Here is a 21,904-nt window from a genome sequence, read left to right on the forward strand (position 1 = left end):
TAAGCAAGAGGATGCGCCAGGTAAAGTGTGTTATAACCCTTACGTAGTAAGGGTTATAGGCGTTGGTGTTAATGGATGTTTATGGCAGATGTTGTGGGTGAGGTGCCTGAAAACCGTTAGTGGTAATGCGTTAGAGCGCTTGCCAATAGCCGATGCAGGTAGCAATTACGAAATCGGTTTCGTAATTAAATACGGCCAAAATGGGTCAGCTGTCTACAGGTGTTTATAATTTGCATCATTATCTGGCAGGGTGCGCATGAAGAAGGTTGAACTTCTATTGTTATTTGCCAGTCTAGCAGTGAAAGAGTAATGTTCTTAAACATATAAGATACTTAATAAGTATCGTTACCTTTTTTGATTTATAGAATAACTACGAACACCTGTGTCTACGGGAGTTCCTTTTTTAAGCCTATTTTACTCATCATTTAAGCTCAATTTTTCCCTACTTTGCGGGATAAGGTTTATTATTGTAATAACTTTAAATCCCATTCCCTTATGAGCATCCGCACGGAAAGAATCGTTGTGCCCAGTACTGTAGTGAATGTGTACGAGCTTCTGAAAAAACAGGTTGCCAGCCATCCCACAGCTGTTGCCATTTCCTCCCAGGGAAAACACCTGACCTATGCTCAGTTAGATACAGCGGTAGCAAAAACAGCGCACTTCCTCACTTCTTTATCTGATCCTATTATTGGTGTAAGCACTACCCGAAGCATAGATATGATTATTCGGGTGTTAGCAGTGTTGCAGTCTGGTAAGGCTTATATGCCGCTCGATCCTGCTTATCCTGCCAGCAGACTTGCGCAGCAGATTGCCGATTCGGGAACAAAGTATTGCTTATGCGATGAGGAAGAAGAAGAACTGTTTGCTTCACTGGGTTTGCAAAGGCCTGAGAACAGCCGGGAAACAGGCGAGCAGGTAACTACAGATATTGCTTACATACTGTATACTTCCGGTTCAACAGGAAAGCCCAAGGGTGTTTGTATGGGGCATAGTGCTTTATATAATTTACTGTTATGGCAGCAACAACATTCTGTGGCGGGCGTGGGAAACAAAACCCTGCAATTTGCTCCGCTGAGCTTTGATGTATCATTCCAGGAAATATTTGCCACCTTAATTTCAGGGGGGGAGCTGGTGCTTATCCATGACGATTTGCGTTTAGACCCGGATAGCCTGTTACAGTTGATAGATGAAAAACAGGTGAACAGGATATTCCTGCCCTTTGTAGCCTTGCAGTTGCTGGCCGAAACCGCTGTCAGCAGCCATTTATATCCCGCTTCTTTACGCGAGGTGATGACGGCAGGTGAACAGTTAAAGATCACAGAGCAGGTACGCAGCTTCTTTCAACACCTGCCTGGTTGCGTATTATACAATCAGTATGGTCCTACAGAATGTCATGTAGTAACAGAGCTACGTCTGGAAGGCGATACTGCGCAATGGCCGGCTTTACCTACCATTGGTAAACCTATTGACAATACAGAGATATACATACTGGATGAAAAAGATGGCCTGCTGCCCGATGGTGAGGTGGGCGAATTGTGCATAGCAGGCGCCTGTTTGGGTAAAGGATATCTGAACAAGCCGGAGTTAACCCAACAAAAATTTACCCGCTGGAAACACCCTGTAAAGGGCGAAATAGCTATTTATCGTTCAGGGGATCATGCGCGTTACCTGCCGGATGGCAATATTGAGTTTTTAGGAAGGGCAGATGACCAGGTGAAAATAAGAGGTTACCGGATAGAACTGGCAGAGGTAGAGGTGGCGTTGAATGTGCTGGGTGTGGCGCAAAGCGCTGTGGTAATAGCCAGGGAAGATGTGCCGGGGAATAAGCAGCTGGTGGCTTACCTGTTGTCGAACGGTACCCCTACCACTACCGCACAAGTAAGAACCGCATTGGCCGATAAATTGCCGGAGTATATGATTCCTGCTGCGTTTGTGTGGCTGGATACTTTTCCCAGAACTTCCAGCGGTAAAGTAGATAAGAAAGCATTGCCAAAGCCCGAGCTGAAAAGACCCGAGCTGGATGTGGCTTTTCGCCAACCTGTTTCTGAGCTGGAACAAACCATTGCCGGTGTTTGGGAAGAAGTGTTGCAGTTGAATGCCATTGGTGCAGAAGACAGTTTTTTTGAATTGGGGGGTAATTCCCTGCTGGCGCAAAAAACAATCATTGCTTTAAAGCAGCATAATATACAGCTGCCTATTACAAAGCTTTATCAATATCCTACTATCAGCGGCATCGCAGCTTATCTCACTGGTGCTATAAAAACCACGCAGCTGCCCGCCTATTCCCCTAACAAGCCTGCCTCAAACGGAGATATCGCCATCATTGGCATGAGCTGCCGTGTGCCTGGCGCTGATTCAGCACAAGCTTTCTGGAATATGTTATTGGCAGGCAAGGAAGGTATCCGTTTTTTTACAGAAGAAGAGCTGGATGCTTCTATTGACAGCGAGCTAAAACAAATGCCGGGTTATGTAAAAGCCAGAGGGGTTGTGAATGAGGTGGATGCATTCGATCCGGCTTTCTGGGGCTTATCGCCCAAGCTGGCAGAGCTGATGGATCCACAGCAGCGCATCTTCCTGGAAATAGCGCGGGAAGCATTGGAAAGCACAGGCTACCTGCCGGGCATATATAACGGGCTTATTGGGGTGTATGCCGGTAGTGGAAGTAATACCTACTTTATCAACAATGTGCTTACCAATCCGCAAAAGATTAACCAGGTAGGAAGCCTGCAGGTAAGCACGCTGAATGAAAAAGAATATTTATCCAGCCGCACGGCTTATCACCTGAATTTAAAAGGGCCTGCGGTAAGTGTATTCTCGGCCTGTTCCACTTCGTTGCTGGCTATTGCCCAGGCGGTGGAGGCTTTGCGTAACGGGCAGTGCAGCCTGGCGCTGGCAGGAGGTGTGAGCATTACAGTGCCTGTAAACAGCGGGCAATTGCACCAGGAAGGGGCTATGTTCAGCAGCGACGGGCACACCCGCACGTTTGATGCGCAGGCCAGTGGTACTGTATTCAGCGATGGCGCCGGTGTGGTGCTGTTACGGCCGCTGGAGCAGGCTATACAGGCAGGAGATACCATCTATGCGGTTATTAAAGGAGTGGGCATTAACAACGATGGCGGCGAAAAAACAAGCTTTACCGCACCGGATGCGGCCGGGCAGGCAGGCGCTATTGCCGCCGCATTGGGCGATGCCGGTGTAACACCTGATAAAATCAGTTATGTAGAAGCGCATGGTACGGCTACGCCTATTGGCGACCCGATAGAAATAGAGGGATTGAAGCTGGCTTATGGTAACACTGATAAAAAGCAATACTGTGCTATTGGGTCTGTAAAAAGTAATATCGGGCATTTGACGCATGCGGCAGGTGTGGCGGGTATTATTAAAACGGCCTTTGCGTTATACCATCAGCAATTGCCGCCTTCTATCCACTATAACACCCCCAATCCGGAAATTGATTTCGGGAATAGTCCTTTTTATGTGAATGCTGCTTTAACGCACTGGAAAAGCGAAGGAGAGCGTTTGGCAGGAGTGAGTTCATTCGGGGTGGGTGGTACCAATGTGCATGTGATATTACAGGAATACCCACATAATAGCATTCCATTGTTAAAGCAGCCGGATGCTGCTTTGTTCAGCTGGTCGGCTAAATCGGCCAACAGTGCACATTTATATGCCGGCAAGCTGAAAGATTTTATTGCGCATAATCCGCAGGCAGGTATAGGAGATATCGCCTATACCTTGCAAACCACGCGGGAAACACTGCCTTTCAGGCAAACCCTGGTGGCTACCAGCACTGCGGATGCTATGAGACAGTTAAGCGAGGAGTTGCCAGCGGTGGAAGTGCCTGCGAAGGCGATGGAGGTCGCTTTTTTATTTCCCGGACAAGGAGCGCAGTTTAATAATATGGGCAAAGCCATTTACGACCGCGAACCCGTGTTTCAACAGGCGGTGGATGAGTGTGCTGTTTTGCTGCAGGATATTATGGGGGAAGACATCCGAAGTATCATTTACCAGCTGAAAGATATTTACGCCCTTACGAATACTTACTATACACAACCGGCGCTGTTTGTTACAGAATATGCACTGGCAAAGTTGTGGATGAGCTGGGGCATTGTGCCGGCAGTGTATGTGGGCCATAGTGTAGGTGAATTTGTGGCGGCCCACCTGGCAGGTGTGTTTAGCCTGGCAGATGCTTTACAGCTGATTGCAGCCAGGGGCCGATTGATCAGCTGTTTACCACAAGGGGCTATGCTGAGTGTAAGAGCAGCTGTTGACACGCTTACCTTGCCGGATAACATTAGCGTGGCGGCACTTAATGCGCCTGGCTTATGTGTGCTGGCAGGTACTTTCGATGCAGTGGGCGCTTATGCCAAACAACTGGAAAAACAAGGTATATTATATAAACAGTTACATACCAGCCACGCGTTTCATTCTTATATGATGGATGAAGCGGTGCCTGCTTTTAAAGAGATTATAGCCAGGGTATCGCTGCAGGTACCACGCAAGCCGGTGGTAAGCACGGTAACGGGCAGCTGGTTAACAGATGAGCAGGCCACCAGTGTTGATTACTGGGCCAGTCATATGCGGGCTACGGTGCAATTTGCTGCTGCCATTGATTTTGCAGCTGCACAGCAACCACTGGTGATGCTGGAAGTGGGGCCGGGTAAAACGTTATCTACCTTAACCTTCCAGATTATGGCGGGTAAGCCTGTAAAAGCGATAGCGGGCTTAGAGCAGTCAGAAGAACCGGTAAATGCTTACGGCGGTTTGCTACAAGCGCTGGCCCAGTTATGGAAACTAGGTGTTACGCCTGATTGGAAAGCGGTATATGGTCATCAGCTGCGGGCCAGGATATCGCTACCCACTTATGCTTTTGATAAAAAGAGGTACTGGGTAAATGCTGCACCCACACAGGTATCTCTTACCACTACTATACCAGAGGAAACCGCCATTGTTAACCCTGTATTGCAACAACCCATGAACAGAAAAGAGATCCTGGTTAAAAAAATTAAGGAGATCCTGGAGAATGCTTCGGGAGTCACCATTGGAGAAACGGAGCATAACAGTTCGTTTATTGAGCTGGGGATGGATTCTTTGCTTTTAACACAGGTGGCTATCAGCCTGCAAAAAGAATTTAAGCTACCCATTTCGTTTAAACAGCTGAATGATGCTTTCCCGAATGTAGAACAGCTGGCTAAGTACCTGGACAAGCAATTGCCTGCCAGTGCTTATGCGGTAACAGAAACGCCTGTTGCTACCACTGCCGCCACCGGTTCGCCGCTGGATATGATTATGAAACAGCTGGGCGATTTAACCCGGCAGGTAGCTGCCCTGCAAAGTCCGGGAGCTGCTGCGGTAGTGCCGGTGAAGGTGCCTGATATTGCCGACATTACAGCTGCGGAAGCAGTAGAGTTGAAAAAGCCTTTTGGTGCAGCTGCACGAATTGAGAAGCAGTCCACTGCTTTAAACGCCCAGCAACAGGCGTTTTTGCAGGCGCTTATTAAAAGCTATAACACTAAAACAAAATCGAGCAAAGAATATACACAGCAAAACCGGGCGCATATGGCCGACCCGCGTGTGGTAACTGGTTTTAAACCGCTTACCAAAGAGCTGGTGTATTCCATCGTGATCCATAAAAGCAAGGGGTGTCATTTGTGGGATCTGGATGGCAACGAATATATAGATGCGCTGAATGGATTTGGCTCCAGCATGTTTGGTTTTCAGCCCGACTTTTTAAAGAAAGCGGTACTGGACCAGGTAGAGCGTGGCTATGAGTTAGGACCGCAGCATGCGCATGCCGGTACGCTGGCTAAGCTTATTTGCGAGTTTACGGGCTTTGACCGTGCGGCTTTATGTAATACCGGTTCGGAAGCGGTGCTGGGCGCTATGCGTATTGCCAGAACGGTAACGGGCCGTTCGCTGATAGTAGCCTTCACAGGTAGCTATCATGGTATTAATGACGAAGTGATCATACGCGGTACACAAAAATTAAAAAGCTTTCCGGCTGCACCGGGCATTACACCGGAAGCCGTGCAGAATATGCTGATACTGGACTATGGTACAGATAAAAGCTTACAAATTATCAAAGAGCGTGCGCATGAACTGGCTGCCGTGCTGGTAGAGCCGGTACAAAGCCGGCGGCCGGAGTTTCAGCCCGTAGCGTTTTTAAAGGAGATAAGAAAGATAACTGCCGAAGCAGGTACCGTGCTTATATGGGATGAAGTGATCACCGGCTTTCGTGCCCACCCTGGTGGCGCACAGGCCATCTTTGGTATACAGGCTGATGTAGCCACCTATGGTAAGGTGGTGGGTGGTGGCATGCCTATTGGTGCTATTGCCGGTAAAAAGCAATATATGGATGCGCTGGATGGTGGTTTCTGGCAGTATGGCGATGATTCGGTGCCTGAAGCAGGCGTTACTTATTTTGCCGGTACTTTTGTGCGTCATCCACTGGCATTGGCGGCGGGTATTGCTTCCCTGGAGCACATGAAGCAGGCGGGGCCATCTTTGCAAGAGAACCTGAATAAGTTAACGGCCTATCTGGCCAATGCCTTGAATAAAATAGGCAAACAATACCAGTTGCCCATATACGCAGTAAACTTTGGTTCTTTGTGGAAGTTGAAGTTTCATGAAGAATATCCCTATAGTGAATTGGTGTTTACGCTGATGCGGGAAAGAGGTATTCATATATGGGATGGTTTTCCTTGTTTTATTACTACTGCTCATACGTTGGGCGATGTAGATACGATTATTCAGCAATTTGAAGAGAGCGTGAAGGTGTTAAAAGCGGTGAAACTGATTCCTGCATATGCCACTGAGGATACACAGGCAAAAGAAAGCGTCGCCGATTTTGAGGTGGCCCCGCATCCGCAGGCCCGTTTGGGTAAGGATGCAGAGGGCAATCCGGCCTGGTTTATGGCCGATCCTAAAGCGCCCGGTAAGTATTTACAAATTGTTGAAGCATAAGCACTTTTACACATGACTGGAAACGTACAATTTAACCCTGTTGCCTACGACCCGCTAAGAGGGCCGGAAATTGAGAAGGTTGGCTTTACCAATGAATCTCAAAAAGAAATTTATTTATCTACGCTGATAGGTGGTGCTGATGCCAACCGTGCCTATAACGAATGCTTTGCCCTGTTACTTACCGGTACTTTACAGGTGGCGCTGCTGGAAGAAGCTATTCAGCAATTATTTAAAAGGCATGAAGCCTTACGGTCTTCTATCAGTGCCAATGGTGAATATGTATTTGTATATGCATTTAGCAAGGTGCCGATAGTGCATGTAGATTTATCGGACATGCCTGCTGGTAAACAGCAGGAGGTGGTTAAAGACATAGCCTTACAAAATGCAGCTACCACTTTTGATTTACTAAATGGCCCCTTATTGTTGTTTCACCTGGTAAAGCTGGGTGAAGCAAAGCATCAGCTTATTATCAACATACATCATATCATTGGCGATGGCTGGAGTGTAGGTGTTATCCTGCAGGATTTGGGTAAGCTGTATTCCGCAGCCGTAAAAGGCACTGCCACCAACCTGTTGCCTGCGCCGCAAATGCTGCCCTATGCCAAAACCGAAATGGAAGCAGCGAATGGTCCGCAGCAGCAACAGATTCGCAACTTCTGGCTGCAGCAGTTTAAGGCTCCTTTGCCCGAACTGGATATGCCTACCGATTTTCCGCGGCCTGCAAAGCGCAGTTATAAAAGTCGTAGGGATGACCATGGCCTGCCTGCGGCCTTAACTCATGCATTGAAAGAAACCGGTAAAAAACATGGTACCAGCTTTATTACCACCTTGCTGGTATCGTTTGAGTTATTCCTGTATAAGGTAACCGGACAAACAGATATTGTGCTGGGATTACCGGCTGCCGGGCAATCCAGCACCGGCAATACCGGGCTGGTGGGCCATTGTGTAAACCTGCTTCCTTTGCGCAGTTCATTGAATGGCGACCTCACGTTTGCTGCATATCTGCAAAAGAGGAGGTCCGAAATTCTGGAAGCTTACGAGCATCAGCATATTACATTTGGCAGCCTGCTCAAGGCGTTGAATATCCCGCGCGATTCATCGCGGGTAACCCTGGTTCCGGTAGTGTTTAACGTAGATCTGGGGTTGGATAATGATGTGCAGTTGGAAGGGTTGCAGCACCGGCTTACCAGCTTTCCCCGGGAGTACGAAACCTTTGAGGTGTTTGTAAACATCAGCGGTAACAACGATAAGATTACCGTGGAGTGGAGCTATAACACACAGTTGTTTAAGCCCCGCACCATACAACAGTTTCACGAAACCTTTGAAAGGATATTACAACAGATTGTAGAAAACCCTGCCATACCGTTAAAGGCGCTTTCTGCTACAGATAAGGCGGTGGGCAACGAAGTGTCGGGCAGGATGAATGAAACCGGGAAGTCTTATCCTAAAGAGAAAGCGTTGCATGAATTGATCAGTGCAGCTGCCGAACAGCATTTACCTAAAACGGCTATTCGTTATGCCGGGAAGAATATTACTTACCAGGAGGTGCTCACTGCGAGTAATCAGCTGGCGCATGCGTTGATAGCCAACGGGGTGAAGCCCGGGGATAGAATAGGGATTTCGCTGGACAGAACGCCGGAACTGGTGATTACGCTGCTGGCGATTATGAAGGCCGGAGCTGTTTTTTTACCGTTAGATCCTTCTTATCCGGTATCCAGAACGCGCTATGTGTTGGGTGATGTGGCGGCACAGCTGATGATCACATCACAGAAATATGCAGCGCAATACGATGCTTTGAAGTTATTGCTGACGGAAGAGCTGTTTGCGGATAAGGAATTGTATGCTGCTACTGCACCGGTAGTGCCTTACGCGGGTAATGAACTCATTTATATTTTACATACCTCCGGCAGCACCGGGCAACCCAAGGGCGTAGAAGTTACGCATCGCAATGTGGTAAACCTGTTCACGGGCATGTTAAAAAGCCCCGGTATCACAGCAGCCGATAAACTGCTGGCCATTACCAGTATCTCTTTTGATATTGCTTATGTAGAGCTGTTTCTAACCTTGCTGGCAGGGGCCGAGATAGTGCTGGCCAATGCAGATATGGCCAAAGATGGCCGTGCATTGCTGCAGGTAATGGAACAGGAAAACATCAGTATGATGCAGGCCACACCCGCTACCTGGAAAATGTTGATAGAAGCAGGATGGGAAAAGTCTTTGCCTATCAAAATCATTACCGGGGGTGAAGCCTTATCACTGCACCTGGCGCGTGAGCTGCTGGTGCGTTGTGAGGAGGTGTGGAATATGTATGGCCCTACCGAAACAGCTATCTATGCTACTGCCAAGCGCGTACACCAGGAAGATGAAATTATTACCATAGGCAAGCCCGTGCAAAACACGCAGGTGTTTATACTGGATGCCAATATGCAGCCGGTACCTCCCGGCAGTATAGGGGAGATTTATATAGGAGGGGAAGGAGTAGCCAGGGGATATATCAATAAATCGAAGCTTACCGCAGAAAGGTTTATTACTAACACACTTACCAGCACCAATGGCAAGCTGTATAAAACCGGCGATCTGGGCAAGCTGTTGCCACATGCCGAAATTCAATGCCTGGGACGCAGTGATCAGCAAATAAAAATAAGAGGGTATAGAATTGAGCCGGAAGAGGTAGAATATCATTTGCTGGGTATGCCGGGGGTAAGAGAAGCGGTAGTGCATGCCGTGCAGGCAGGAGCGGAAGAAGTGAAGCTGGTGGCCTTTGTAGTAGTACAAGGCTTAACTGATGCCGATTTTGACATAAAGGCGGCGCAATGGAAAGAGCAATTACAGGCTTTATTGCCTGCTTACATGGTGCCACAGCAAGTGATACGTGTGACAGAAATACCGTTAAGCCCCAATGGCAAAACCGATAAAAAGCAATTGGGTGCTATAGCGCTGCAACAGCTACATCAACACCACCAGCGGGTGATGGTGTTGCCGGAAACAAAAGAACAGAAGCTGTTGGCGGAGATCTGGAAAGACTTGTTGCAGCTGGATAAGGTAAGTATACACGACGACTTTTTTGAACTGGGTGGCCATTCTTTAACAGCTGTGTCGGTAATGGTACGTATTGAAAAAGAAACAGGTGTGCGCCTGCCTATTGCCACTTTGTTTGAACATGAAACTATTGCTAAGCTGGCCAGCCTGATAGAAGAAAAGGATGTAGCGGTGCAGTGGACTTCGCTGGTGCCTATTAAATCTACCGGTAGCAAAACGCCGGTGTATATCATACATGGCTCGGGCTTAAACGTGCTGATGTTTCATTCCATTATTAAAAACTTTGCGCCCGACAGGCCTTTGTATGGCATACAGGCGCTGGGGTTGGATGGCACCGATCCGGAAATCACTTCTATTGAAGATGTGGCAGCACGTTATATAGCAGATATGCGCCAGCAAAACCCCGATGGGCCTTATATCTTTTTAGGCTATTCGCTGGGTGGGATGATTGCACTGGAAATGAGCCGGCAGCTGGAAGCGATTGGTAAGAAGGTAACGATGCTGGGTATGATAGATACTTATGTAGATAATGTGGCTTTGTTCGACAGCCGCAAGATGCAACTGGTGAAAAAAGTGTTGCGCCAGTTTCCGAAAATATTATTCTTTGCGGGGTCGTTTTTCCGCTACCCCCAGGATACCATCCTTTACCAGTTGAAGAGTATTAAAGGACGCTTTCAGAAGCTGCTGATGGGGGGTACAGAGGAGAAGATGATTACGGCCGATCAATCGTTCCAGGAAAAAATATATGAAGAGTATGATCGTGCTTACCTGGAATATCGCTTAGCGCCTTATCATAAAGCCATTCACCTGTTTAAGGTGAAAAAGAAACTGTACTACCTGGATGATCCGATGTATATGGGCTGGAAGCCTTTTGCCAAAGGAGGTTTGTTTATTCACGATTTGCCCGGCGATCATAAAACATTTATTGAGCATCCGAATGAAGTAAAGTTTGTGGCGGTGCTGGAAAAAGCCATTGAAACCGCAGAAAGCAATGGGTAAAAGCGGTGCTGATATTAGCATATTGCATTGGCAGGGCTTTCGGTTACACATGCCTGTGCGGTCGCTTACCGGGCAGGCATATGTGTTTCGGGTAAATGTGTCGGATAGTTTTGTAGCCTGCGATAAGTTTGAATACCTGCTTACAGATAAGGAGCAGGCGCGCGCTGCGCGGTATAGAAAGCTGGACGATTATCAGCGGTTTACCGTGGGGCGGGTGGCTTTAAAACTACTGCTGGCGAAGTTTGCGAATGTACCTGCTAATAAGGTGGTAGTGCAACAGCAGGGAGCGGAAAAGCCTTTTACCGAGCTGCCTGTAAGTTTTAATGTATCCCATTCCGGTAATTGGGTGGTGCTGGCTTTCTCTGCCTTGCCGGTAGGGGTGGATGTGGAGTTTATCAATAACCATTTCTCTTACAGAAATATGCTGCCAGCTACTTTTCATCCCCAGGAGATTGCTTATATAGAGCAAAGCAGTAATAGCCTGGAACAGTTTTACCGGTTATGGACGGCAAAGGAAGCCTGGTTTAAAAAGGAGGGAGCAGGCGTAGCCGGTGAACTCTGGCGTGAAAATATGCTACAGAATGATAGTGTTACCTGCTTTGCTGTAGATGGCCGGCATACGGCTGCTATTGCCTGCACTGGCAAAGCCGGAGTAGCTGCTGCGCTGGACTTTACGATTTCGTAAATCTTTTTTTAATCACCTCCAGGTTTTTCCAAGTTTCCTGGTATCCGAAACGGTAAATATCCCAGAAGCGGAAAGGTGTATACTTTTGAATATGGTAATAGCTGATGAGAATGGCGATGATAATAGGAAAAGGCGATGCATAGGCAATGCCATAGATATTGCCGGTAAGTTGAATGCCAATAATATCTGCTATTACTATCACAGCCAGCATTACCAGCGCCTTGTAAAAGTTAACCCTTGGTTTATGAATGGCATCCAGCGTTAAAGCCATATACCTGTCGGCAGGAAACAGCAGGCACAACACCAGGAATATCCGGAAAAGGTTCACTGCTTCGGTATGTACATATTTTCCACCACCTAACAGTGAAATAGGAATTTCAGCAAATACAATGGTTACCAATATTACAGGCACCATAATAACGGTGAGCATGCCTATCATCTTTTTCATGGTGGTAAGCACCTGCTGCGGGTCGTTGTTGTTATAAGCGGCAGATAAAAGCGGCATGCCGGAAGCTGCAAAACTGCGTAGGGGTATCTCTATAATTTCCAGCAGCTTTACGCCAATATCCAGCACCGCCAGTGCAGCAGGTCCAAGAAAGTAGCGGACAATGTAGGTTTCTATGGTCCAGAACATATTGGCGCTAACAATAGTGCCTACAGAGAACTTACCAAAATGATACAGCTCCAGTATATGCTCCCTGCTTTTTTTAGAAAAGGTTTGTACCTGGCTCCAGCCTGTAAGCAACGCTACCATGCTGCTGATAGCAAATGAAAGCATATAGGCATAGATGGTATACTGAGTGGTGCTGAGATTGGCAAAATATAATATCAGTATAAATGCAATAAAGCAGATGATGTTAAATAGCCGTAATCGTAACAGTTTATCAAACCGGGCCTGTGCCTGCAACAGGCAAATGGCCATAAAGTAGGGAAGACTAACCAGCATATTAATGCCCACCCATTTAAAAAACAAGGATAGGCCTGTGTCTTTTATATGGCCGGCAATAAACCAGGTAGGGATGTTGATGATGCAAATACCTAAGGTAATTACCAGCGCAATAAACCAGCTGGAACCGGCAACGCGGTCTGCCTTTTCTTTTTCGGCCCCGGCATAAAACTTAATAAAGGCGGTAGTAAGAAAGCCGGATCGCAGGCTGTCTACTGTAAGAAAAGTAGTTAAAAAAACAAGCCATTCACCCCGGTCGTTTAAAGATAAAGCCCTGCATAAAAGAGCATTGCTTATTACGCCAAGTGCAGCAACAGAACCATTGGTTAGCAGGGATAAAAAATGTATGTTATTAAATTTTTTCCCTAGTTGCTTCAGTTTCATGTCAGCGCTTGCGATGGGTTGTTTTCGAGTTTGGAATAAAGTAAAGATAAGTTTATTTCGGGTGGATTGTCATAAATGTTGACGTAGTAAGTTCAGTTTCCGGTACCTTCATAGTGTACTTTTTTAAAATTTGATCATGAGAATCCATATCGTTATTGCTTGCCTGTTACTGCATGGCGCAATGCCTGTTGTTGCTCAGCATGTCGCACAAAGTGCTCCGCAGGTAAAAACAGCCAATGGTATAATAGAAGGTGTGTTGGAAAAAAGCGGGATACACGCGTTTAAAGGTGTTCCTTTTGCTGCTCCCCCGGTAGGCGCTTTGCGCTGGAAAGCCCCGGCTGCGGCAGCAAACTGGGAAGGAGTGCGTATGGCAAAGAAGTTTGCACCCAAGCCCATGCAAACCAATGTGTTTGGCGATATGAATTCACGTGCAGACAGTGCCAGTGAAGACTGTTTATATCTAAATGTATGGGCACCTGCACCTGCTAAGGGAAAGGCGTTATTGCCCGTGTTGGTATACTTCTATGGTGGCGGTTTTGTAGCGGGAGATGCCAGTGAGCCGCGGTATGATGGCGAGAGCATGGCCCGGCAGGGGATAGTGGCTTTAACGGTCAACTATCGCCTGGGGGTGTTTGGCTTTCTGGCACATAGCGAGTTATCTACAGAAGCGCCTTACCATGCTTCGGGCAACTATGGTTTGCTGGATCAGGCCGCTGCTTTGCAGTGGGTACATGATAATATCGCTGCTTTTGGGGGCGATCCTAAACGGGTAACCATAGCGGGCGAATCCGCAGGTTCTGTATCGGTCAGCGCCCAGATGATTTCTCCTTTGTCGCGCGATTTCATTGCAGGAGCCATAGGCGAAAGTGGCTCTTTACTGGGTACCCTGCGTGCCGTATCGCTACAGGAAGGAGAGCATACCGGCGCTGAGTTTGCCACTGCTGCGGGTAAAAATTCGCTGGAAGATTTACGGGCGATGCCGGCAGATGCTTTGTTGCAGGCTGCTGCGCAGTTTGGAGTGTTCCGTTTTTCCAGTGTGGTAGATCGCTACTTTTTCCCCACTAGTCCCTATGCTATGTATGATGAAGGGCAGCAGGCCCAGGTGCCTTTGCTGGTGGGCTGGAATAACCTGGAGATGGGGCATCAGATGATATTGGGGCAGGAAAAGCCTACCAAAGAAAACTACGAAAAAGCAGTGCAGCGTTTGTATGGCAACAAGGCCACGGATGTGCTGAAATTGTATAAAGCTACTACAGACGATGAAGTGATAGCTGCAGCCGATGATCTGGCCGGCGATCGTTTCATCGGGTTTAGTACCTGGAAATGGAGTAATGTACATATCAATACCAGCAATAAACCTGTTTACAGATACATCTATGAGCGGGCAAGGCCCGAAATGGTGTCTGCTATGGGTAATGTGGTGCCGGGCCTGGCGGGTGGTGTTCAAAAGAGCACTACTGCTGTAAAGCCGCCACCTGCCCGTGGTGCGGTGCATAGCGCTGAAATTGAATATGCGATGGGCAACCTGGCTACCAATAAGGTGTATGCGTGGACGAAAGAAGATTATGCCATCTCCCAGGTGATGCAGGCTTATTTTGCCAATTTTATTAAAACAGGAAACCCCAACGGCAAAGGATTGCCTGCGTGGCCTATAGCTACCAGCCAAACACCGGTGCAGGTAATGCATATCAATGTGCAGTCTGCTGCAGCGGCGGAACAGCACCGCGATCGTTACCTGTTTATGGATGAACAGGCGGCAGGCAAATAGGGAAGCAGTTATTCTAACGGCTTCCAGCTGTTGGTGTTCAATAAATTGTTTTCCTGCAGCACCGTTCGCAAAGTAGGTTCTACGCCGGCGTTGGCGGCGCTGGCTTTAATGCGGGCGGTAAGCAGGTCGTACGTTTTCTGGTCGGGTATGGCATTTACCTGTGCTGCCAGCAGGGTAGTGAGTTTCAGGTACTTTTGCCGGTTCTGCCATACCAATGTAATGATAAAAGCGGCCACCAGGGCCAGGCCCGCTAAAAACCAATCGGCATATTTCTGCACTACCGATAAGTTGGTGTCAATGCTGCGTTGTACATCCTGGTTCAAAAAGCGCGATAGCTTGTGCAAGGTAGAGTCGGTGATCTCATTGTTCAGGCGTGGTATAATATGCGCCATCAGCGTATCGGTAAGCATACCCATTTGCCGGGCGGTGGTTTCGCCCAGCAGTTCGTTTTTTAACCGTATAATTTTATTAGTATTAGTGTCGCTTAGCAGGGTGTTGAGAATAGCCTGCACATCTTCCCTGGTTTTTGCGCCTATCAGGGCTTCGCGTATGTTCTCCAGGTTTTGACGCAGCTGTTTGCCAGACACATCTTCTACCAGTTGCTGCACCAGCGCCGACCAGTTTTTGCTCAGTACCGAATCTAACAGCCGGCTTATATTCTTATTGGTGCTAATACCAGCCACGGTAATTACAGAATCGATGGTGGCGCAAAGCTGCGCACGCAGTGTGGATGCTGCCAACCCGGAGTCAAGGCCCAGTACCAGGTTTTTACTAATCAGGCTTGCCTTACTGCCAAAACCTTCACTTAGGCCGCTGCCTGCTTTTTGGGTAGAAATACAGCCACTGCCTAACAGGCATATCATAGTTAACAAATACACTTGCTTCATCTGGTGATATTAAAGTATGTATACAATTGAATATTACTTGCGCAGCTCCCGGGAAAGGCGTGTAGCAGTAGTGTTGGTAATGTGTAGTTGCTTAAAAATAGGGATAAATATCCAGCAAGGCGGGCAAAGTAAGCTAGTGATTTATAGCTATGTATAAACAGTTGCTACTCACTTCTCTTTTTAGCCTGGCTGGGCGATATGCCATATTTCTTTTTAAAAGCAAAAGAAAAGTGGGAAAGGTCTTCAAAGCCCACATACCAGCATACATCTGTTGGTTTCAGGTGTTGAACAGTAATAAGATCATAGGCTTCTGTTAAGCGTTTTTCCAATAACCAGCGTCCGGGTGGTTGTCCAAAGGCGGCTACAAAGTCCCGTTTAAAGGCGGTAAGGCTTCGGCCGGTAAGATAGCTGAATTGTTGTATGCTGGCATTAAACCTAAAGTGGCGTTGCATAAAAAGGTGGAGGTTGGCTTTGGCGGGTTTGCTAAAATTAAACAGGATGTTTTGTAAGGCGGCATCTGTTCTCAGCAATAAAAACAGCAGTTCCTGAATGGTGGCTTCGGGATAGTGGGCATATTCCGGGTGTTGAATGGGAAGACCGGGCGATAGCTTTTGAATAAAATATTGCAGTAACACATTGGGGGTAATGGGTATAATAGCATTGGCTTGCTCATTATGGATTACGGTAATGTTATTTTCCCGTGCATATTGTTGCAGTATGTTTTGTTTTAATACAAGAGTGATAGCCTGTATTTCGTCGGATGCGTTTATCGGGGGCAGATATTTTGCCAGTTGATTCCTGGTATATAATATATATTCGCCCGCGTGAATGTGCCAGGTTTGTGTTCCGGTAAGCACCGTAAGGCGGCCCTGTGTCAGATAACTGAAAACAGGGTCGGGGTTGAATGGCTGTTGCAGTAGCGAGGTATGCATGATAAATAATATACAATATCATTTATCCTATTGTTTGCCCGTGGAAAGGGATGGAGTGATAAATACTTATTTATAGGTAGCAGCAGCAGGCAGGTGGCGATGTGGTACTTTGTTGAGAAGCCCGTTGAAGCAGCTGATATTATGTTTGTTTGAATGTGTTAGGGCAGCAAAAGATGATTTAATAAAAAAAGTATATAAATAGATTGCTTTTATTCAGGGTGTTAATTATTTATTCCTTTTTTTATGATTTTGGTCTGCAATTTGTTCCTTGTACCGCAACTTATAAAGTTGTATATTATTAAAAGGAGAGGAGTAACTAAGGCAATTTGCGGTGGATGTTGGGAGTGGGTTGCTTTATTTACGGATAATTCGGACAAATGGATTTTCAGCCAAAACGCTATTTCCCGGAAGGACGTTACAGTTATAAGTTTTGAGATTGCTGCCACGTGTTAGTTCTAACCAACCTTTACTTTAAAAAACGAACTATTGATTTCATGGTAACTCAACGCTTATTCCTGGAAAATTATGAAAAAAATTATACTACTTGTAGTGTACTCCTTATTGGTAGGCACCTGTTTAACTGCGCAGACTACCGGTTTTAAAAGTGGCAAAATTCCTATGGACTCCTCCCGATGGTACCAGCTGGTAAATACCACCAGTGGTTTGGGCGGCCTGTCTAACGGCATCACCAATGAAGTGATACAAACGGGTTGGGGCAAGGTATTAAACCAATGGGATTCGTATTATCCTATTGCCGATGATGAGATAATCAATATAGATAGTATTAAAATGTTCGACGGAGTGGGCATAAACACCGACCAGCCTACTACTTTGAGTGTGATTACTGCCGACTGGAAACGCATTCCTATGGCCACTTTCACCGGCAGCGGTTACATGCAGTGGGTGGGTCCTTATCCTAACCGTACTTACCAGGCAGGTGATAACATTTTTAAACTGGACAGCACCATACATAACCCACGCTACCTGGTGTTAACTACTTACTGGGCTTATCCTTCCGAATTGGAATTATATGGTACTTATAAATCTTCTACCAAAGCTGTTTCGGCCTATAAGCCTAAGCAAATTCGCATGAAGCAGGGTTTTGGGGTGAATGCGTTTGAGTGGAACTTTGAAAATGCTGCCGACCCTTCTGTGATCAGTGAAAAGGATATGAACATGGTAAAAAGCTTTACCGGTGTTCGTCATTATATGGACTGGGAAAAACTGGAATCCAAGCAAGGAGGTTACACATTCAATCCCTGCCATAGCGGTGGCTGGAACTATGATACTATTTACTGGCGTTGTAAAAAAGATGGCATTGAAGTGCTGGCCGATCTTAAACAGTTACCTACCTGGCTGGTAGCTACCTACCCTTCGGCCGATCAGAATTCAGAGAACGTGCCGGTGCCTTATGGTGCTGATTTTTCAAACCCGGCTTCTTATATCTTACAGGCGAAGGTGGCTTTTCAATATGCAGCGCGTTACGGGCGCAATACCAAAGTGCCGGATGCTTTAATGAAAATTGATGCTACTACCCGCTGGAACTTTGATCCTCCCAATAAAATTAGAAAGGGGCTCAACTATATTACCTATATCGAGTGCGATAACGAACGCAATAAGCCCTGGGTAGGCCGCAAGGGGTACCAGACCGGGCGTGAGTATGCCGCTAACTTATCGGCTTTTTATGATGGACATAAGCATACCCTGGGGGCAGATGTAGGGGTGAAAACTGCCGACTCTACCATGCAGGTGGTAATGGCCGGTTTGGCCGGGCCGGACGCTGATTTTGTAAAGGGTATGGTAGATTGGTGTAAAGAGTTTCGCGGTTATAAGAAAGATGGTAAGGTAGATTTATGCTGGGATATCATCAACTATCACTTTTATTCCAATAATGCTGCAGGCACAGTGGGCATAGCCCCGGAAGGTTCGGGTGCGGTAGCAGCAGCCAAAAGGTTTTTGCAGCTGGCGCATGACTATGCTTACGATATGCCGGTATGGGTTACAGAAGCGGGATATGATTTAAACAGCGGCAGCCCTTTTCATACCGTAGCTATTGGCAATAAGAATACACAAGAAACGCAGGCCGACTGGATTTTAAGAACGGCGTTACTCTATAACCGTTTGGGGATAGACCGGGTGTTCTTTTATATGATGTATGATGATAATGCCAACAGCGGTATTCAGTTTGCATCGTCCGGTTTAATTAATGACAACCGTACACGCCGCCCATCCGCCGATTTCCTGTATCAGACGAATAAATTGCTGGGACAATATATTTACCAGGAAACGATGAACAACAGCCCGATTGTAGATCGCTATGCGTTGAACGGACAAAATGCATATGCGTTAATGATGCCTACACAAAATAATACCGTTGCTACCTATTCTTTAAATGTAGGTGAGGCAGGTTATGTAAATGTGTACACTCCTACAGTTGGCAAAGACAGCATGACAGTAAAGCGTGTTACGGTGCCTTCCTCCGGTCGTGTTTCGTTACAGATTTCTGAAACACCCATTTTTGCCATTCCTGGTGGCAAAAGAGCATTGCCCGGAGATACCGTGGTTACCGCACCGATAGACACGCTGCTGGCATCGCTGCAACTGTACCCTAACCCTACCACTAACCTGCTGAATGTAGTATTGAACAACGACAAGAAAAGTGCGGTAGACATTAGTGTGTATGATTTTACAGGAAGGTTGATTAAGAGAAGCACTTATGCCAAGCCCGACCAGGTATTACGTACCAACCTGAACTTTACAGATGTTGCTGCGGGCATGTACTTAGTAGAAATACGACAAAGCAATGAGCGGGTAAGCCGGGGCGTGTTGAAGTACTGAGGGAACTTATAAACCTTATACAGGAACACTTGTGCGCCTATCGTTTGCATAAATATTTACATATGTTTATTCGTTTTGCGAAAACGTGTGGAATATTTTGTAGCAAATAACCTAAAATGAAACTACGATTGCTTGTTGTCTGCTGCCTGGTTAGCAGCAGTCTAACGTATGCACAAACCACCCTGTATGTATCTCCTTCGGGAAGTGCTTCCAATTCCGGAACTTCTATTTCAGCCCCAACAACACTAGCGGTGGCCATTACTACGGTAACGGCCGGGGGAACTATTTACATGCGTGGCGGAACCTATTCTTATTCCGCTTCCGCTATTATTGACGACACCAATAATGGCACCGCATCTGCCAACAAAAACATTACGGCCTATAATGGCGAAGTGCCGGTGCTGGATTTTTCGGGCCAGGCGGTGGCCGATGCCAACAGGGGCTTTGTATTGGATGGCGATTACTGGCATGTCACCGGCCTTACTATTACGGGTGCAGGTGATAATGGTATGTTGTTATCTGGTAATGGCAACACTATTGAAAAATGCATTTTCAGTAAAAACCATGATAGTGGTTTGCAGTTAAGCCGTTACAAAACCACTAATGCCACTTTAAGCACCTGGCCTTCCAACAACCTGGTATTGAATTGTGAGGCTTTTGACAACCAGGATGCAGGCAATGAAAATGCAGATGGCTTTGCTGCCAAGTTAACCTGCGGCACAGGCAATGTGTTTCGCGGATGTATTTCACATAACAACATTGATGATGGATGGGACTTTTACGCTAAATCTGAAACCGGCCCTATTGGCCCTGTAACATTAGAAAACTGTGTTTCTTACGGTAACGGTACTTTAAGCACGGGCTCAACTTCCGGCTCCGGCGATAAAAATGGTTTTAAGCTGGGTGGCTCGGGCATTGCCGTAAACCATATTGTACGTCGTTGTATCGCTTTTAACAACGGACATCATGGCTTTACCGATAATGATAACCCGGGTAATATTGAAGTAAGCAATAACACCAGCTACAATAATGCAGAATCTAACTTTAATTTCAGAACAGGCAGCACGGCTACTTTCCGTAATAATCTTTCGTATAATGCAGGTTCCAGCGATAAAAGCAATGGCACAGATGTAGGCACCAGCAATGTATGGTGGAAAAACAATGTAAGCACCAATAGTGGCAGCCTGGTAGTAAGCAGCGCCGATTTTGTTACGCTTACCCCTTCTGTTACCAAAAACACGGATGGCAGTCCTAATACCGGTAACTTTTTATCGCTGGTAAGCACCAGTGACTTAATTAATGCAGGTGTTACTGCTTCGGGTATTACCTACAGTGGTTCAGCACCTGATATCGGCGCCAAAGAATATGGTGGTTCTACTGGCGGCGGTGGCACCACACCGGTTACCTATACGCTTACAACTACAGCATCACCTTCCAATGGTGGTACTATCACCAGGAGCCCGGATTCTGCTTCTTATACTTCCGGCAGAACGGTTACTTTAACTGCAACACCCGCCAGTGGTTACACGTTCAGCAGCTGGAGTGGGGGAGCCAGCGGCACTTCTGCTACAGTAAGTGTAGTAGTTACTGCCAACACTTCTGTAACCGCCAACTTCACAGCTACTTCTACCGGTGGTGGTAACACGTTACGTATTGATGATGCAGCCAGTTCTGTATCAGGTTATTGCGGGGCAGATGGCAGCAGGCAAAATACCTACAGCGGCGCTGATGGTGGTTATTATATCAATTTAAGTAACTCGGCTTCCAAGGGCATTAACTATTATGTAAGTGTGCCTGCGGCGGGTACTTATTCTTTTGTATGGCGCTATGCGCATGGTACCACTAATGGTTCTTACACTGCCCGCCTGCTGGTAAATGGCAGTACGGCTGTATCTTCTATCAGCTTCCCGGCTACAGGTGCATGGACTACCTGGACCACCACCGGAGCGGTAACAGCCGCTTTATCAGCCGGTGTAAATGTGATACGCCTGGAAACAACAGCCTCGGCAGAGTTTGCTATTATAGACTGGTTAGAAGTTACCGGGACCAGTCCTACTGCTGCCTCGTGCAGTGCTTCTATTGGTAGTTTGTCTGCTGTGGTATCTGCTGCGCCTTCTTTAAAAGAAGAAAGTGGTAGCAATGCTTCGCTGGGTGTGTATCCTAACCCGGCCAATAATTACGCTACGGTGCAGTTTACCACCCGCAAAGCGGGTGTGATAGCAGTGCAGTTGTATAATGCTAATGGACAGCTGGTACAGGTGATAGCGAATAAATCGTTCCCTGCCGGCCTGAACAAAGTGGGCTTTGGTTGTGGTGCGTTAAGTGCAGGCGCTTACTTTATCCGCATAGATGGAGGAGGGTTGAAAGCTACTACGCAGTTATTGAAACAATAATAATATTGCTTGTTGTATAGTTAAGAGGTTGTTCTATCTATTATTGCTGTAGATAGTAACAACCTCTTTC

General features: G+C 46.9%; 9 protein-coding genes. 6 read left to right on the forward strand and 3 right to left on the reverse strand.

Annotated features, from left to right (window positions below; genetic code table 11):
* The first annotated feature begins 495 nt into the window (after positions 1–495).
* From FLA_RS06400 to FLA_RS06410, 3 genes are read left to right on the forward strand one after another with little or no spacing between them, the layout of a single operon-like run.
* Entirely contained in the window at positions 496–6,963 is a 6,468-nt protein-coding gene (locus FLA_RS06400) for a type I polyketide synthase (RefSeq protein ID WP_076380078.1), read from the forward strand.
* A 12-nt stretch (positions 6,964–6,975) separates the two neighbouring features.
* Complete coding sequence (locus FLA_RS06405; RefSeq protein ID WP_076380077.1) at positions 6,976–11,001, forward strand: non-ribosomal peptide synthetase; 4,026 nt, start codon at positions 6,976–6,978, stop codon at positions 10,999–11,001.
* The gene (locus FLA_RS06410) at positions 10,976–11,686 is read left to right on the forward strand and encodes a 4'-phosphopantetheinyl transferase family protein (protein ID WP_144264067.1); all 711 of its coding nucleotides are present in this window, start codon (positions 10,976–10,978) and stop codon (positions 11,684–11,686) included. Before FLA_RS06405 ends, FLA_RS06410 begins: the two co-directional genes overlap by 26 nt.
* On the opposite strand, the gene FLA_RS06415 is transcribed toward FLA_RS06410, so the two are convergent.
* Positions 11,673–13,016: a lipopolysaccharide biosynthesis protein gene (locus FLA_RS06415; RefSeq protein ID WP_076380075.1), complete on the reverse strand. Its 1,344-nt coding sequence runs from the start codon at positions 13,014–13,016 to the stop codon at positions 11,673–11,675. The genes FLA_RS06410 and FLA_RS06415 overlap by 14 nt on opposite strands.
* 136 nt (positions 13,017–13,152) lie before the next feature.
* Here FLA_RS06415 and FLA_RS06420 point away from each other — a divergent pair, with 136 nt between their 5' ends.
* Positions 13,153–14,784, forward strand: a complete 1,632-nt coding sequence (locus FLA_RS06420) for a carboxylesterase/lipase family protein (RefSeq protein WP_076380074.1) — start codon at positions 13,153–13,155, stop codon at positions 14,782–14,784.
* Between the two features lie 8 nt (positions 14,785–14,792).
* Here the strand turns inward: FLA_RS06420 and FLA_RS06425 are convergent, their stop codons facing one another.
* Positions 14,793–15,671, reverse strand: a complete 879-nt coding sequence (locus FLA_RS06425) for a hypothetical protein (RefSeq protein WP_096510798.1) — start codon at positions 15,669–15,671, stop codon at positions 14,793–14,795.
* A 164-nt stretch (positions 15,672–15,835) separates the two neighbouring features.
* Positions 15,836–16,603 carry a helix-turn-helix domain-containing protein gene (locus tag FLA_RS06430; RefSeq protein WP_076380072.1) on the reverse strand — a complete coding sequence of 256 codons (768 nt, stop codon included), beginning with the start codon at positions 16,601–16,603 and terminating at the stop codon, positions 15,836–15,838.
* A 525-nt stretch (positions 16,604–17,128) separates the two neighbouring features.
* Here FLA_RS06430 and FLA_RS06440 point away from each other — a divergent pair.
* Both FLA_RS06440 and FLA_RS06445 read left to right on the forward strand, forming a co-directional pair.
* Entirely contained in the window at positions 17,129–19,441 is a 2,313-nt protein-coding gene (locus tag FLA_RS06440; protein ID WP_076380071.1) for a T9SS type A sorting domain-containing protein, read from the forward strand.
* Positions 19,442–19,557: 116 nt separating this feature from the next.
* Positions 19,558–21,834, forward strand: a complete 2,277-nt coding sequence (locus FLA_RS06445; RefSeq protein ID WP_076380070.1) for an InlB B-repeat-containing protein — start codon at positions 19,558–19,560, stop codon at positions 21,832–21,834.
* Positions 21,835–21,904 lie beyond the last annotated feature (70 nt).

Origin of the sequence: Filimonas lacunae (genome assembly GCF_002355595.1) — a bacterium.
Classification (GTDB): domain Bacteria; phylum Bacteroidota; class Bacteroidia; order Chitinophagales; family Chitinophagaceae; genus Filimonas; species Filimonas lacunae.

Excerpts from the sequence above, each read along its gene's own strand:
- FLA_RS06400 (WP_076380078.1), top strand. The coding sequence starts at position 496 with ATGAGCATCCGCACGGAAAGAATCGTTGTGCCCAGTACTGTAGTGAAT.
- FLA_RS06405 (WP_076380077.1), top strand. The coding sequence starts at position 6,976 with ATGACTGGAAACGTACAATTTAACCCTGTTGCCTACGACCCGCTAAGA.
- FLA_RS06415 (WP_076380075.1), bottom strand. The coding sequence starts at position 13,016 with ATGAAACTGAAGCAACTAGGGAAAAAATTTAATAACATACATTTTTTA.
- FLA_RS06420 (WP_076380074.1), top strand. The coding sequence starts at position 13,153 with ATGAGAATCCATATCGTTATTGCTTGCCTGTTACTGCATGGCGCAATG.
- FLA_RS06425 (WP_096510798.1), bottom strand. The coding sequence starts at position 15,671 with ATGAAGCAAGTGTATTTGTTAACTATGATATGCCTGTTAGGCAGTGGC.
- FLA_RS06430 (WP_076380072.1), bottom strand. The coding sequence starts at position 16,603 with ATGCATACCTCGCTACTGCAACAGCCATTCAACCCCGACCCTGTTTTC.
- FLA_RS06440 (WP_076380071.1), top strand. The coding sequence starts at position 17,129 with ATGAAAAAAATTATACTACTTGTAGTGTACTCCTTATTGGTAGGCACC.
- FLA_RS06445 (WP_076380070.1), top strand. The coding sequence starts at position 19,558 with ATGAAACTACGATTGCTTGTTGTCTGCTGCCTGGTTAGCAGCAGTCTA.